The following is a 14,286-nucleotide window of genomic DNA, read 5'->3' as shown; positions in this document are numbered from 1 at the left end:
TGATCCGATGACGTCAACGGTTCGGACAGGATCCGGCGAAGCGAGGCGGCGCACACTGGCCGAAATAGCCGATGAGGCAAGGGTGTCTGTCTCCACCGTCTCCAAGGTGCTCCACAACAGATCCGATGTATCGGCCGAGACTCGGGCCAAGGTGCAGCGCCTGCTGGAGAAGCACGGCTATCTCGCGCGGCCGCGCGCCGCGGCCACCGCGGCACCGCCCGGCGGGCTGATCGATCTCGTCATCAACGAGTTGGACAGCCCCTGGGCGGTGGAGCTGATCCGGGGCGCCGAGGACGTGCTGCACGAGGCGGGCATGGGGCTGGTGGTCTCGGCGACCCACGGGCGGCAGAAGCGGGCGCGGCAGTGGCTGGACTCGCTTGCCGCGCGCCCCACCCGCGGCGCGATCCTGGTCGTACCCGAACTCACTCCGGAGCAGCAGGCCGACCTCGCCGGTCTCGGGATCCCGTACGCCCTCGTCGCGCCGGTCGACGAGCCCGCGCCCGGCATTCCGTGGGTGGGGGCGACCAACTGGCCCGGCGGGCTTGCCGCGACACGCCACCTCATCGAACTCGGCCACCGGCGCATCGCCGTGATCAGCGGTCCGCAGCGGCGGCTGACCTCGCGTGCCCGCGTGGACGGCTACCGTTCGGCGCTGACGGAGGCCGGACTCCCCTTCGACCCGGAGCTGGTCCGCTACGGCGACTTCACCCACTCGCTCGCCCATCAACACGCCCTGGATCTCCTGGCGTTGGCCGACCGTCCCACGGCGATCTTCGCGGGCAGCGACCATCAGGCGCTGGGCACCTACCGGGCGGCGGCCGAGCGCGGGTTGCGCATTCCGGACGACGTCAGCGTGGTCGGCTTCGACGACCTGCCGTTCGCGGACTGGGTGACGCCTCGTCTGACGACCATGCGGACGCCCGTCGCCGACATGACGGCGCTGGCCGCCCGCATGGTGCTGCGGCTGCTGTCGGGACAGGAACCGGAGACGACGCGGGTGGAGGTCGCCACGGAGCTGGTGGTGCGGGAGAGCAGCGGGCCGCCACCCGCCGGCTAGGGCAACTCCGGTTCTGCAACCGGGAATTCGGTGGCACGTGCCGGGATCGCCCGCTACTTTGTCGCATGCCCGCAGGCACGTGCGAGGAGCGTGCCCTGGCCAAGGAGCAGGGGACATGGTCGGTCGTTCGCGCACGCGTTGACGTCCTGGTCCGTGATGGGCCGGTCATCGCGTGCTGCCTGTGATGCTGCGGCACAGCGAGCCTTTCCCTGCCCGAACCGCCGGCGCGCCTGTCGAGCGCCCGGGGACGGGCCTCGTTGCCGGCAGTCCAAGGGGTTGCCAACTGCTGGCAGCGGAGGGTTGTTGAGTGTGCGTAACCATGAGGGAGTGGTGGCGTTATCAGCATATGAACCTGACGGAGTGGGCGCGGGCGCAGGGGGTGAACCCGCATACGGCATATCGCTGGTTTCATGAGGGCGCCTTGCCGGTGCCCGCGCGCCGGGTGGGGCCGCGCACGATCCTGGTGAACATCGAAGCGAACACCTCACCCTCGGTGACCGGTGGTGTAGGTCTGTATGCCCGCGTCTCCTCGCACGATCAGAAGCCGGACCTGGAGCGGCAGACCGCTCGCCTGTCGGCATGGGCGGCGGAGGCGGGACAGAAGGTTGTGCGGATCGAGTCCGAGATCGCCTCGGGTATGAACGGCTGCCGCGCGAAGGTGAAGCGGCTGCCGGCCGATCCGGCGGTGACCACGGTCGTGGTCGAGCACAAGGACCGCCTCGGGCGGATGAACGTGGAGCTGATCGAGGCCGCCCTGTCCGCGACCGGCCGCCGACTCGTCGTCCTCGATGACGGCGAAGTCGAAGACGACCTGGTCCGGGACATGGTGGAGGTACTGACGTCGTTCTGCGCCCGCCTGTACGGCCGTCGGTCGGCGAAGAACCGGGCGAGGAAGGCTCTCGAAGCGGCGGCCGGCGATGAGTGAGCCGAAGAAGAAGAAGAAGCTCCGCACCATCGACGCACCGTTCGTCGCGCCCGGGCCGTCCGGGGTGGCGATACGCGACCGCCTCAAGCACCTCACCGACGTGGACGACAAGGTGTTGCGGCTGGTCGGTGAACACCTCGGACGCCTCGCCTCGCTGGACCTCAAGAACCGCTGCGCCGACGGCCTGGACCACGACAGCGACACGTGGGCCGCCCGCAAGCAGGGCCTGACGGCCGACTCCTCGTCCCGGTGGGCCGGTTCGATCACGAAGGCCACTCACGATCAGTGGGCACTGTCCCGCCGCTGTCAGCTCGCCCACATCCAAGGGCTTGAGGCCGGTGTGCGGACGCTGATGCACCGACTGGCCCAGCCGATCGGGGAGAAAGGCACCAAGCGGGCACCCGGCGGATACCGCAGTCGGGGCGAGTGGTGCCACAAGTCCCGCCGTCTGGCGACCCTGGAACACCGCCTCGATGTCGCCCGCGTGGAGCGTGAGGCCGGTGTCGTGCACGTCGTGCGCGGCGGCCGGCGCCTGCTGGGCAACCGCAACAACCTCCAGGATGCGCAGCTCAGCGAGGCCCAGTGGCGCCGGCGCTGGGAAGCCGAACGCTGGTTCCTCGCTGCTGACGGCGAGTCCGGCAAGCGGTACGGGAACGAGACGATCCGCGTCACCCCCGATGGCGAGGTCTCCATCAAGCTGCCCGCACCACTGGCCCATCTGGCCAACGGCAAGTTCGGCCGGTACGTCCTCTCCTGCAGGGTCCAGTTCCAGCACCGGGGCGCGCAGTGGCGCGACCGCGTCGAAGCCAACCGTGCTGTCGCCTACCGCATCCACCTCGATGTGGAGCGCGGGCGCTGGTACATCACCGCCTCGTGGACGAAGCCCGTGGTGAAGACGGTCCCGTTGGAGACAGCCCGCGCCCAGGGCATGGTCGGCGTCGATACGAACGCTGACCACTTCGCCGCCTACCGGCTCGACCGCAACGGCAACCCGGTCGGCGACCCGAAGCGGTTCTTCTACGACCTGTCCGGCACCGCCGACCACCGCGACGCGCAGATCCGGCACGCCATCAGCCGGCTGCTGCACTGGGCCAACCGGTGCGGCGTCAAAGCCATCGGTCTGGAGAACCTGGACTTCACCGCCGAGAAGACCCGCGAGAAGCACGGCCGCAAGAAGCGGTTCCGGCAGCTCATCTCCGGCATCCCGACAGGCAAGCTCAAGGCCCGTCTGGTGTCCATGGCCGCCGAGCACGGCCTGTCGATCGTCGCGGTCGACCCGGCGTACACGTCGATGTGGGGCGACCAGCATTGGCGTAAGCCCCTGGCCGGCAAGACTCGCAAGATGTCCCGGCACGACGCCGCGAGCGTCGCGATCGGCAGGCGCGCCCTCGGGCACCCGATCCGGCGACGGACGGCACCGCCCCCGCAGCACCAGAGCGATGCTGTGGGGCATCGGACCGCCCAGGCCGGACCAGGCGCACGAGGGCATGAGGGAACCCGCCCACCCGTCACGGAGCGTGCACACGATGCACGCAGCCGGACGGGGACACAGCGAACGCGGGAGACCAGCGCATCCAACACCGTTCGGGATGCGCGCAGTTCCAGGAGCTGGCAGCAAATGTCACTCCTGGACACTGTTTAGGAACGGTCACCGTGCCGTCCGTCTCCTGCGCCGTATCCGATTCCGGTCGGCCTGTTCCGCCGGGCCACGTACCGGCCTGCTGGTGACAGCGGCGGGCATGCTGCTGTCCCCCGTGCTCATGGCCCTGTCTCCGCTCGCCCGCCTTGGACGGGTGTTGCCGGCCCGATGACGACGGTCGGCTCACCGTCCGCCCGGCTCAGCGGGCGGCGAGGAGTTCCAGCGTGTCGATCACTCGGTTGGAGAAGCCCCACTCGTTGTCGTACCAGGCGACGACCTTGACGTGGCGGCCGTCGACACGGGTGAGGGCCGAGTCGAAGATCGACGAGGCCGGGTTGCCGGTGATGTCGGACGACACCAGCGGGTCGTCGGAGTACTCGAGGACACCGGCCAACGGGCCGTCCGCAGCGGCACGGTAGGCCGCCAGCACGTCCTCACGCGTCACGTCGCGGGCGACGGTCGTGTTGAGCTCGACGATCGAGCCCACCGGAACCGGTACCCGGATCGAGTCGCCCGACAGCTTGCCGTCGAGGCCGGGCAGCACGTGGCCGATCGCCTTGGCGGCGCCGGTCGTGGTCGGCACGATGTTGACGCCGGCGGCCCGGGCACGGCGGGGGTCGCGGTGCGGGCCGTCCTGGAGGTTCTGTTCCTGCGTGTAGGCGTGCACCGTGGTCATGAAGCCGTGCTCGATGCCGGCGAGTTCGTCGAGGACCGAGGCGAGTGGCGCGAGCGCGTTGGTGGTGCAGGAGGCGTTCGAGACGATCGTGTGCAGTTCCGGGTCGTAGGCGTCGGTGTTGACCCCGTAGGCGAGGGTCACGTCGGCGCCGTCCGACGGCGCGCTGACGAGGACCTTCTTCGCGCCCGCGTCGAGGTGGGCTCGGGCGGCCTTGGCCGACGTGAAGCGGCCGGTCGCCTCCAGCACGAGGTCGACGCCGAGTTCGGCCCACGGCAGCTGCGCCGGCTCGCGCTCGGCGAGCACCGTGATGCGTCGGCCGTCGACGACGAGGGTGTTCCCGTCGACGCTCACCGGGCGGCCGAGCCGGCCCGCCGTGGAGTCGTAGGCGAGGAGCCGGGCGAGGGTGGCGGGCTCGGTGAGGTCGTTGACGGCGACGATCTCCAGGTCGCTGTCGCGCTCCAGCAGGGCGCGCAGCACATTGCGGCCGATGCGACCGAATCCGTTGATGGCGATGCGAGTCATGAATGCCCCTTGATGTCTGTGCGTCAGGCCTTGATGACACCAGCCTCGCGCGCGGGCTCCGGCCGTGGCCGTGGCGTGAGCGCCATGGTTCGCAAGGATCGCGCCAGGCCGCCGGAGCGTCCTGAGGGCGGGCTACTCGCCCTGGGTGAAGGTGCGCCGGTACTCGCTCGGCGTGGTGGCGAGGATGCGCTGGAAGTGCAGCCGCAGATTCGCTCCGGTGCCGAGGCCCACGTCGTTCGCGATCTGCTCGACGCTCCGCTCGGAACGCTCCAGCAGCTCCCGGGCCAGGTCGATGCGGGCGCGCATGACCCACTGCATCGGCGTGTATCCGGTGTCCTCGACGAAGCGCCGCGAGAAGGTGCGTGGCGAGACGGCGGCGTGCTCGGCGAGGGTTTCGAGACCGAGGGGTTCGTCGAGCCGGTGCAGGGCCCACTCACGCGTGGCGGCGAACCGCTCGCCGAGCGGCTCGGGCACGCTGCGAGGTACGTACTGCGCCTGGCCGCCGCTGCGGTAGGGGGCCGCGACCAGGCGCCGGGCCGCGTGGTTCGAGGCGGCCACGCCGAGGTCGCGGCGCAGGATGTGCAGGCACAGGTCGATGCCGGAGGCGGCACCGGCCGAGGTCAGCACGCTGCCCGCGTCGACGAACAGGACGTTCTCGTCGACCTGGACGAGCGGGTGCCTGTCCGCCAGCGCCTTCGTGTAATGCCAGTGCGTCGTGGCGCGTCGGCCGTCGAGCAGGCCCGTGGCGGCGAGCGCGAAGGCGCCCGTGGAGATGGCCGCGAGCCGCGCGCCCCGGTCGTGGGCGGCGATCAGCGCGTCGACGACGGCCCACGGCGGGTCCTCACGGTCCGGGAACCGGTAGCCGGGCACGAACACGATGTCGGCCCACGCGAGCGCGTCGAGGCCGTCGGCGACGTGGTACGCCAGGCCGTCACCGCCGGTCACGAGCCCGGGGGCCGCACCGCACACCCGCACCTCGTACGGCATGCTCGCGCGGGTCGTGAACACCTGCGCCGGGATGCCGACATCGAGCGGCTTGGCCCCTTCGAGCACGAGGACGGCGACGCGATGGAGGCGGGAGGACGGCACGGGGACCAGGGTACGAGGGGCACGGGGCCGACCTGATCATCCGGCTCCCCGGGAGGGATGTCGCACGACGGGCGCCAGCGGTCCGGCCGGGGCCCGGAGCGACCGCGCCGGTCACCGGCACCGCGGTCCGCGCGTCAGGAGAGCCAGTCGGTGTAGCGGGTGGGGGCGAGGTGGGCTTCCTTGTCGGTGAGGACGTCGCCCTTGACGACGGCGAACATGCCGGCGATGGGGTCGGTGACGACCGTACGGCTGTCGCCCTTGCGGGTCAGGGTGAGACGGCCCAGCTCGTCGAGACTGAAGACGTCGGGGCCGCCGATGTTGCGGATGCCGTTCAGCGGGGCGCCGGCGGCGACCTCCGCCACCGCCGCGGCCACGTCCTTGGCGGCGATCGGCTGGATCGGCGTGGCGGGCAGCCGGACGGTGTCGCCTTCCGTGGTCCAGGACAGGACGGCGTCCATGAACTCCATGAACTGCGTCGCCCGGACGATCGAGTAGGGGACCGGGCCGTCCGCGAGGATGTGCTCCTGGAGCGCCTTGGCGCGGTAGTAGTCCAGCTCCGGCACCTGGTCCGTGCCGACGATCGAGAGGATGACGAAGTGGCGGACGCCGCCCTTGTGCGCCGCGGCCAGGAGGTTGTCCATCGAGGTCTGGAAGAACGCCGGGGAGGCTTCGTCGAAGGTCGGCGAGTTCGTCAGGTTGACGACGACGTCGGCTCCCGCCGTCGCCGCGTCCAGTCCCTGGCCGGTGATGACGTCGACTCCGGTGGACTTCGAGTGCGGGACCGCCTCGTGTCCGGCGGCCTTCAGGTCCTTGACGACCTGTGAACCGATCAGTCCGGTACCGCCGATGACCGCGAACTTCATGACATGCCTTTCGTCGGGGATATGTGCGCAATATGGCACAAGAACACTTGTGGGGCGCGGCAGGAAGCAGGCCGCATACGGACCGGGAGGCGGGGCCCTCAGCAGCCGTCGACGAACGTGACGGTCTCGTCGAGCGGCGCCCGTCCCGTACGGGCGTCCTGGACCGTGACGTCCTCGAACCCGATGGACATGCCGCAGAAGAGCAGGAGTTCGTCGGGCGGTGAGACAACCTCCGCGACGCTTCGGTGGAACTTCGCCCAGGCCATCTGCGGGCAGCTGTGCAGCCCTTCGGCCCGCAGCAGCACCATGACGGTCTGCAGCCACATGCCGGCATCGGCCCACTGCGGCGCGCCCATGGTGCGGTCGATGTAGCAGAACAGGGCTGCGGGCGCGCCGAAGCAGTCCCAGTTCGCGGAGGCGGCTCGCTGACGCGCCTCCAGGTCCTCGCGCGAAATGCCGAGTGAGCCGTAGCGCTGCTCGCCGAAGGCGGACCGGCGCTCGCGATAGGGGGACTTCAGTGTGGGCGGGTACTGCTCGTACTCCGGCTCGTCCCAGGGTTCGCCCGTGGCCAGGCGTTCGCCGGCACGCTTCTTGACCTCGGCGAGAGGCTGGCCGGTCAGCACATAGGCGCGCCACGGCTGGATGTTCGATCCGGACGGCGACCAGGCCGCGGCCGCCAGGACACGCTCCAGCGTCTCCCTCGGAACCTCCCGGTCGGTGAATCCGCGCACCGCCCGGCGGCTCGTGACCGCCTCGTAGACGTCCATGATCCCCTGCTCCCTCGTCCGCTCGACACATGCCGCTTCGGTTGCGATCAAGATCGTATCACTCGATACCTTCTCGTGTTTAACTATTGCTGAGAACGACCCATCAGCCCTCGGCTCCCGCCCGGGCTCGGCACTCTGGAGAAAACGATGGCCACGCTGCTGCACCTCGACTCGTCCGTGTTCCGGGGCGAGGTGTCCTCATCCCGTTCGGTCACGGCCGCCTTCCGCGAGGCCTGGAAGGAACAGCATCCGCAGGGCACGGTGATCTACCGCGACCTCGCCGCCGACCCCGTCCCGCACATCACGGCCGCAGCCTGGTCGGCCGGTTACGCCGCCCCGTCGGAGCGCACCCCGGAGCAGTCCGCCGCGTTCGCCGCGCGCCTGAATCTCATCGAGGAACTGGAGCAGGCCGACCTCGTCCTGATCGGCGCGCCCATGTACAACTTCTCGATCCCGTCGACCCTCAAGGCATGGCTGGACAGCGTGCTTCTGCTCGGCCGCACCGCGGGCGAGCACCCCTCGGCGCAGGGCACCCCGGCCGTGGTCGTCGCCAGCCGCGGCGGCTCCTACGCGCCGGGCACCCCGCGCGAGGGCTTCGACTTCGTACAGAACTACCTGGGGGCGGTCCTCAGGGACACCCTCGGCCTGGACGTGGAGTTCATCGTCCCGGAGCTCACCATGGCGTCCCGCAACCCGGCGATGTCCGAACTGCTCCCGCTCTACGAGGCTTCGCGCGAGCGCGCCTTCGAGCAGGCGAACGCCAAGGCGAAGGAACTCGCGGAGCGCCTCGCCGCATAACCGGCGGACGGCATCAGACGCAGCGCGCCCGCGGGTCGGCCAACCGATACGTGGGCGCGCTCACGCCTCTTCGTCCGCAGGGTGGGCGATCCGGGTCAGCAGCTCGGCCAGTTTCTCCGCATCGCCCAACCCGAGGCCGGCGACCAGGCGCTCGGACTGTGGTCGCGCCGCCGCATGGGCCGCATCGAAGAGTTCGAGCCCCTGAGGCGTGACCTCCACCGCCCGCACCCGCCGGTCCCCGGGAACGGACTTGCGCACAGCGAGCCCCTTGCGCTCCAGGTCGTCGACGACCCGCATGATTCCGGCCTTGTCCGTCCCCGTCGCCGCCGCCAAGTCCCGCTGCACCGTGGGCCCTTGGTCGACCAGCACGATCAGTACGGCGAAGTGCCGCAGCTCGATGCCGAGCGGCCGGAGCGCCTCCCCCATCACCGCGGCAGCCCGCCAGTGCGCCCGGCGCAGCAGCAGACCGAGCGCGAAGGGCGATGCGTCCCCGGGGCGGTCGGTCGCGCGCGGGGTGGTGGTTCTGGGGGGACCGTCGGCGCTCATGGGGCCAGGTTACCGCTGTCCATGCTACCGAAACGGTATCGATCGATACCACATGAGGAATCCCTGGGATCCCTCCCTCGCCATGCGGTGATGTCGGGGTTACCGGTCAGGATGTCCTCGGTGGTCTGCCACCGTCGGGGCTGAAAGTCGAGCACGTCTTCGGCCCGGTGCAGGAGGTCGCGGGTGGAGGTGATGACGAGGTCGGCTTTTCCAGTTCGCCACCGCGTGATCGTGCTCAGGCGACCGGCAGCCCCCAGCGGGGCGCGTCCCCGTTCGGCCGTACGGGTGTCACGGTCAGGTTCGGCCGGTCGCCCCTGGTGGTGATCAGCGCCGACTCCCCCTTGCGGAGGGTGATATCGATCGCGCCGCTGCCGACGTCGGTGTACCGGACGGGGCGGCCCCGTCGGTCCCGTACGTCGAGCGGTCCCGCGATGCCGTGCCGTACGACGCAGGGAGCGCCCGCCTCGCCGGCCACCTCCACCCAGCGGGTGGCACCGCCTCGGCGGTGCGCGCTCAGCAGGAAGGCGCCCTGGGTACGGAAGTTGTGCACGGTCAGGTCCGCCCAGGCGGCGGGCAGCGCGGGGAACACCCTGATGACGCCGCCCCAGGACTGGCAGATCATGTCGTGCAGGGACTGGGCCGCCGAGAGGGGGGTCTCGATGACGGGGCCCGACTCCAGGTACATGGTGTTGGGCTTGATGAAACGAGTCATGAGTTCGCCGAGGTAGTTCAGTGCGTCCTCGCCCTTGCCGAGCAGCGCCGACATCGAGGCGGCGCCCGTGAAGGTGTAGCCCTGGAGGGCGCCCTCGAAGCCCACCCAGTGCGCCAGCGACTTCTCGATCAGGGCGCGTTCGTCGGGGGTGCGGCCGGTGACCTCGTACAGCGGGTAGACGGCGAGGAGATGCGAGTAGTGGCGGTGCGACTTCGCGAAGGGGATGTCGGCGCCGATCATGAAGCCGTTGGCGTCCCTCGGATACGGCGTGCGCCTCGCCAGCACCTCCTGCCAGCGGGGCACCAACGGGTCGTCGATGCCGAGGAGTTCGGCGGATTCGATGAGGGTGCGGCAGCCCCAGGTTAGGAGCATCAGGTCGTAGTTGCAGTCGCGTGAGTCGCCGCCGTACTCCGGGGAGAAGGTGGCGGGCAGGTGCAGTTTGCCGTCCGGGCCGGGCTCGGTGAAGTGCAGGTAGTAGTTGATCGCCTTGCGGAGGAGGGGGAAGAGGACGTCCCGGAGGATCGACTGGTCCATGGTGTGGCGGTAGCTGAGCCAGACGTTGTGCAACGCCCAGGTGAGGTCGCCGACTTCGGGGGTCGGCGGGTCCTGGCCGGGGATGCCGACGCCGTAGCCGGTGAGGGTGCCGGCCGCGCCGTTCACCAGATGGGGGTCGGTGGTCCGCGGGATGCCGATCGAGTCGGCACGGTACGGCGCCGCCACCTCCTTGGCCAGGTTGTCCCGGAATTCGCTCAACGCCCGGGTGATGGCGTCGAGTTCGAGGTGGTTGGAGCCGTGGATGAGCCAGTACTCCAGCTGGGCGTTGAGGTTCCACCAGGTGTTGGGCCACGGGGTCGGCTCCAGCCAGGGGCCGCTGGTCGCCATCACGGGTGCGTCGCGGCGGGCCGCGGAGGCGGCCTTGTACAGCTGGATCCAGTAGAAGCGCTGGATACGGGCGTCGGGGAGGGACAGAAAGCTCTTGCGGTAGTAGGCGTGCCACCAGGCGCGGTGGGTCACCGCCAGTGCGGAGTACGGGAGTCGGGCCGTGGTGCGGACCGTCTTGAGCGCCCGGTTCAGGGCCGTGGTCTGCGGGTGGGAGTACGCCACGTGCACGTACAGCGTCCGCGACCTGCCCCTGGTCCGCTCCCGCCACGCGGTGACGTGTTGTCCGCCGGCCAGCAGAGGCTGCACCGCGGCGCTCATGCCGTCGTGGTCGGCGACCTGCGCGGGCGGGTTGCCCCGATAGCCGTCCGGAAGTGGTTTGAAGGCGGCGCGCGGGCTGATGGCCTCGGCCGGGTGGAACACCCAGCGGAATCCGCGCTCGCCCTCGCTCGGTGTCACCTCCACGGCGAGGACGGAACGGTCGTTGTGGACCAGAGCACGCAGGGTCAGGGCGCCCTTGTCGGTGGTGAGCGTGCCGGTCAACTCGGCGTCGTGCAGCGACAGTCGCCAGTCGAGGCCGGTGATGGCACCCACCGGCTCCAGGGTGAAGTGTCCGATCGGCAGCCGGGCCAGGCCGAAGAGCGAGCCGAACTCGGGGCGGTGGTCCTGCACTTCGGAGTGCTGGACGTTGAAGCGCACCGCGGTGGATGCCACGCCGGGCTCGGCGTAGATGCCGGAGCCGAGGAAGCCGTTGCCGAGGAACGGGCCTTCGTACCAGTCCGTCGGCATCCGTTGCCAGACCATGTCGGCGTCGTCGAGCACGCTCCGCCAGGGGTCGTGGAGTGAAGCGGTGGCCTCGTCGGCGTGGCCGGCCGCGCTCGCCGGGGTGGTCAGGCCGGTGGTCAGCAGCGCGCCGCCGAGGGCGGATCCGGTGGCGAGGACGGTACGTCTGGACGGGTCGGGCACGGAGGGGCAGGACACGTTGCCTCCAGGTAGACTCAGCGATTCATCGGACCTATCCCGCGTCCAACATAGGGATGAGGGTGTGGCACGTCAGTGGGATGCGAGAGGTCCGATCTATGGATATCGGGCTGCGAGTGACCGGAGAGTCCGGGCTTCGCGCCCGAGCACCTTCTCGTCGTTGTCGGGGACGAACTCCAGGAGGACGTCCAGGGGTCGGCCCTGCCCACGCAGGTGGTCGAGGGCCGCCCGCCACAGTGCGGCCCGAAAGGAGAGCGGGTGCCGGGTGGTTGCGGGCCACCAGGAGAAGGCGTGCACCGCGGCGACTCGGTCGATCAGGGCGTCGAGGCCGACCAGCGCGTCCACGTCGCGTACGTCGAGCGGCGGTTGCCAATAGGTGCGGACATCGGGGCGGCCGATCTCGTCGAGCAACTGGAGGGTACGGTCGGCGCCGTCGGTCAGGGTGTTGCGGTGGAACTCGTACGCGAGGCGGATGCCCGCGCCGGCCGCGAGCGCCGCCGTGCGACGGGTGTCCGCGATGACCGCCGCCCTCCCCTCGGGCGACGTCTCCTCGGTGCCCGTGGCGCCCGCCCAGATCCGGATGCGGGGCGCACCGAGCCGCACGGCCGAGCGGAGGACGCCGTCGAAGGCGGTCGGGTCGGTGTGTCCGGCCCGGTAGTAGGAGCCGTACGAGGCGACCGCCAGGCCCGCTTTCTCGGTGGCGGCGCGGACATCGGCGGCGACGGCTTCGTCTCCGGCGGGTACGTGGATGTCGGCTCCCCATTCGACGCACTCCAGGCCCGCGTCGGCCGCGGCCTCGATGACGCCGGCCGCGTCGAGGTGGCGCAGGGTGCCGGAGCACAGCCCCAGACGGAGCGTCATGACGGCACCTCGGTGACGGAGGGACCGTTGTGGGTGCCGAAGTCGATGACCGTACGGGCCCCGTCGGCCCAGCGGATCGTGACGGCGAGACCTCTCGCCTCGGCGGTGGCCTGTCCTGCGAGGGGAGCCGGGTCCGGTTCGCCCGTGAGGGAGGCCAGCGCGACGAACACCGTGCCGGAGTCCGACTCGCCGACGGTTCCCGTGAGTTCGGGGACCAGGGCCCAGGGGCCGTAGGCGGTGCCCTGGGGTGCGCGGACCGTGCGCTGCGCGGGCCAGCCGTGCAGGCCGAGCAACTGACCTGTCACCTCTGCCCCGTTGAGCTGTGACTCCGGTGTCTGTTCTGCTTCGGCCGCGGGCTCGGGTGACAGGGCGACGGCCCAGCCGGTGTGGTGGATCGTCGTTCCCGGCGGGACGCCGACCGTGCGGTGGACGCGTACTTCCACTCTGCCGCGGGCCAGCGTGAGGCTCTCGATGCGGGCCGAGGGCAGGACGGGACCGTCGTCGGGGAAGACGGGCCGGTGCCAGGAGGCGAGCCAGTCGGGGCCGGCCGCCAGGGGATTGATGCGCACGCGGGCAGTGTGGGTGCCGCGCGCCTGGAGCGCGATGTGGTTGTCGGGGACGTTGGCGGCACTGGTGGGGCCGGTGCGGGTGGAGTACGCGAGACGGGCGTAGAGCGGGTTGCCGGGCGCACGCTCCGGCTCGCGGGAGTCGAGCTTGTGACTGCCGTGGTTGTGCAGGCGGGTGAGGCCGTCCGCGCCGGTGGTCTGGATGAGCAGCCCGGGCGCGGGAAGGGCGAGCGTGCGGTCGGGCCCCTCGACGGGTGCCCTCTCCTCGGTGGCCGTCCACACCGGATGCCCGGGCGGGAGCAGCAGGGCGAGGAAGCCCTTGGAGGCCCAGTACGGGGAGCCGGGCCCGGAGTAGTTCTGGAGGGTCGCCGCGTGCGGGCCGTACCAGCCGAGGCCGAGGACGCCGTCCGCGCCAAGCGCGCCGCGGTCGAGGAAGTGCCGCAGCGACCCGCTGAGGATGCGGCGGGTGGCGCCGGGGGCGAGCGGGGTTTCGCCGGTGAGGGCGCCGAGGGCCACGGCGGTGCCGGCGGCGAAGCGGTAGGTCAGGGAGCGTCCGTGGTGGATCGGGGCGCCGTTGGCGTCGAAGAGCATGGCGAAGCCTTCGAGGAACTCCCGTAGCCGCGGGCCCAGTTGGCCGAGCAGAGTCCGGTCCGTGGCGAGGTGGGCGTGCAGCAGCGGGTAGAAGTGCAGGGCCCAGCCGTTGTAGTGGTCGAAGGAGCGGCCGTCGCCGTCGGAGTACCAGCCCTGCCCCCGGTACCAGCCGTTCAGCAGGACGAGCCCGCGCTCGATCGCGTGCTGTGTCTCGGCGTCGCCCCGCCCCACGGCTTCGAGGAAGCCCGCGACGGTCAGCGGGAAGAGGTACCAGTTGTTGGGGGCGGGCGTGTGCCGCAGCGCGCCGCGCAACCAGTGCTCGACGCGGTCCTGGTCGGCGGCGGGCATGGTGTCCCAGGTCCAGGGCACGGTGAGGCGCAGGGCCAGCGCCACGGACGCGGATTCCACCATGGGCTGGCCCTGGATCCCGTGGTGTCCGATCTCCGGCCAGGACTCGGCGTCGTCGCGCCCGGGGGTGCCGGTGCCGCGCGAGAGGCCGGCGGTGTACCGCTCCAGGAAGCTGTGCGGGTCCTTGCCGGACGCTCCGGCCGTGCGGAACGCGGCCAGCAGGAACGTACGCGCGAAGCCTTCCAGGCCGTCCGAGCGCACCCCGGACCTGGACGGCGGGCCGGGCAGGTCGATCAGGGCGTGGCCGGGGGTGGCGTAGCGGAGGGCCGCGGTCAGCAGCCCGTCGGCGGCGGCCTCCCAGTGGGCGCGGGTGTAGCCGGTGCGGGGGCTGAGGGTGCGGTCGTCCGCGGGGAGGGCGAGGGGACGGTCGGGCATGGCGGGGCCACGTCTCCTGTTCGTTGTGGCG

General features: G+C 70.9%; 12 protein-coding genes. 4 read left to right on the top strand and 8 right to left on the bottom strand.

Going from position 1 to position 14,286, the window contains the following annotated elements:
- Positions 1 to 7: 7 nt before the first annotated feature.
- From ACYUED_RS42680 to ACYUED_RS42670, 3 genes are all read left to right on the top strand, one after another.
- Positions 8 to 1,057, top strand: a complete 1,050-nt coding sequence (locus ACYUED_RS42680; RefSeq protein WP_491289764.1) for a LacI family DNA-binding transcriptional regulator — start codon at positions 8 to 10, stop codon at positions 1,055 to 1,057.
- A 346-nt stretch (positions 1,058 to 1,403) separates the two neighbouring features.
- On the top strand, positions 1,404 to 1,982 hold the full coding sequence (locus ACYUED_RS42675) for an IS607 family transposase (protein ID WP_491289763.1): 579 nt from the start codon (positions 1,404 to 1,406) through the stop codon (positions 1,980 to 1,982).
- The gene (locus ACYUED_RS42670; protein ID WP_491289762.1) at positions 1,975 to 3,624 is read left to right on the top strand and encodes a nuclease/transposase family protein; all 1,650 of its coding nucleotides are present in this window, start codon (positions 1,975 to 1,977) and stop codon (positions 3,622 to 3,624) included. The genes ACYUED_RS42675 and ACYUED_RS42670 overlap by 8 nt, the downstream gene beginning before the upstream one ends.
- 196 nt (positions 3,625 to 3,820) lie before the next feature.
- Here ACYUED_RS42670 and gap read toward each other — a convergent pair whose 3' ends face one another.
- The 4 genes from gap to ACYUED_RS42650 all read right to left on the bottom strand — a co-directional run bounded on the left by gap (position 3,821) and on the right by ACYUED_RS42650 (position 7,538).
- The gene (gap, locus tag ACYUED_RS42665; protein ID WP_491289761.1) at positions 3,821 to 4,819 is read right to left on the bottom strand and encodes a type I glyceraldehyde-3-phosphate dehydrogenase; all 999 of its coding nucleotides are present in this window, start codon (positions 4,817 to 4,819) and stop codon (positions 3,821 to 3,823) included.
- Positions 4,820 to 4,951: 132 nt separating this feature from the next.
- On the bottom strand, positions 4,952 to 5,908 hold the full coding sequence (locus tag ACYUED_RS42660) for a GlxA family transcriptional regulator (protein WP_266592115.1): 957 nt from the start codon (positions 5,906 to 5,908) through the stop codon (positions 4,952 to 4,954).
- A gap of 134 nt (positions 5,909 to 6,042) precedes the next feature.
- Entirely contained in the window at positions 6,043 to 6,771 is a 729-nt protein-coding gene (locus tag ACYUED_RS42655; protein WP_491289760.1) for an SDR family oxidoreductase, read from the bottom strand.
- 98 nt (positions 6,772 to 6,869) lie between these two features.
- Positions 6,870 to 7,538: a nitroreductase gene (locus ACYUED_RS42650; RefSeq protein WP_491289759.1), complete on the bottom strand. Its 669-nt coding sequence runs from the start codon at positions 7,536 to 7,538 to the stop codon at positions 6,870 to 6,872.
- 147 nt (positions 7,539 to 7,685) lie between these two features.
- Here ACYUED_RS42650 and ACYUED_RS42645 point away from each other — a divergent pair, with 147 nt between their 5' ends.
- Positions 7,686 to 8,336, top strand: coding sequence for an FMN-dependent NADH-azoreductase (locus ACYUED_RS42645; RefSeq protein WP_491289758.1), 651 nt, complete (start codon positions 7,686 to 7,688; stop codon positions 8,334 to 8,336).
- 60 nt (positions 8,337 to 8,396) lie between these two features.
- Here the strand turns inward: ACYUED_RS42645 and ACYUED_RS42640 are convergent, their stop codons facing one another.
- From ACYUED_RS42640 to ACYUED_RS42625, 4 genes are all read right to left on the bottom strand, one after another.
- A complete protein-coding gene (locus tag ACYUED_RS42640; RefSeq protein ID WP_491289757.1) occupies positions 8,397 to 8,882 on the bottom strand; it encodes a MarR family winged helix-turn-helix transcriptional regulator in 486 nt (161 codons plus the stop codon).
- Positions 8,883 to 9,117: 235 nt separating this feature from the next.
- Positions 9,118 to 11,454 carry a glycosyl hydrolase family 95 catalytic domain-containing protein gene (locus ACYUED_RS42635; protein ID WP_491289756.1) on the bottom strand — a complete coding sequence of 779 codons (2,337 nt, stop codon included), beginning with the start codon at positions 11,452 to 11,454 and terminating at the stop codon, positions 9,118 to 9,120.
- 96 nt (positions 11,455 to 11,550) lie between these two features.
- Entirely contained in the window at positions 11,551 to 12,315 is a 765-nt protein-coding gene (locus ACYUED_RS42630) for a sugar phosphate isomerase/epimerase family protein (RefSeq protein WP_491289755.1), read from the bottom strand.
- Positions 12,312 to 14,255, bottom strand: a complete 1,944-nt coding sequence (locus ACYUED_RS42625; RefSeq protein WP_491289754.1) for a DUF2264 domain-containing protein — start codon at positions 14,253 to 14,255, stop codon at positions 12,312 to 12,314. Before ACYUED_RS42625 ends, ACYUED_RS42630 begins: the two co-directional genes overlap by 4 nt.
- Positions 14,256 to 14,286: the final 31 nt, after the last annotated feature.

The organism is Streptomyces sp. DF42 (assembly GCF_058267695.1).
This window is presented reverse-complemented; position numbering and strand designations above follow the sequence as displayed.

What these genes read in the sequence shown, in the direction of transcription:
- ACYUED_RS42680 (WP_491289764.1), top strand. Translation starts at nt 8, where the DNA reads ATGACGTCAACGGTTCGGACAGGATCCGGCGAAGCGAGGCGGCGCACA.
- ACYUED_RS42675 (WP_491289763.1), top strand. Translation starts at nt 1,404, where the DNA reads ATGAACCTGACGGAGTGGGCGCGGGCGCAGGGGGTGAACCCGCATACG.
- ACYUED_RS42670 (WP_491289762.1), top strand. Translation starts at nt 1,975, where the DNA reads ATGAGTGAGCCGAAGAAGAAGAAGAAGCTCCGCACCATCGACGCACCG.
- gap (WP_491289761.1), bottom strand. Translation starts at nt 4,819, where the DNA reads ATGACTCGCATCGCCATCAACGGATTCGGTCGCATCGGCCGCAATGTG.
- ACYUED_RS42655 (WP_491289760.1), bottom strand. Translation starts at nt 6,771, where the DNA reads ATGAAGTTCGCGGTCATCGGCGGTACCGGACTGATCGGTTCACAGGTC.
- ACYUED_RS42650 (WP_491289759.1), bottom strand. Translation starts at nt 7,538, where the DNA reads ATGGACGTCTACGAGGCGGTCACGAGCCGCCGGGCGGTGCGCGGATTC.
- ACYUED_RS42645 (WP_491289758.1), top strand. Translation starts at nt 7,686, where the DNA reads ATGGCCACGCTGCTGCACCTCGACTCGTCCGTGTTCCGGGGCGAGGTG.
- ACYUED_RS42640 (WP_491289757.1), bottom strand. Translation starts at nt 8,882, where the DNA reads ATGAGCGCCGACGGTCCCCCCAGAACCACCACCCCGCGCGCGACCGAC.
- ACYUED_RS42630 (WP_491289755.1), bottom strand. Translation starts at nt 12,315, where the DNA reads ATGACGCTCCGTCTGGGGCTGTGCTCCGGCACCCTGCGCCACCTCGAC.
- ACYUED_RS42625 (WP_491289754.1), bottom strand. Translation starts at nt 14,255, where the DNA reads ATGCCCGACCGTCCCCTCGCCCTCCCCGCGGACGACCGCACCCTCAGC.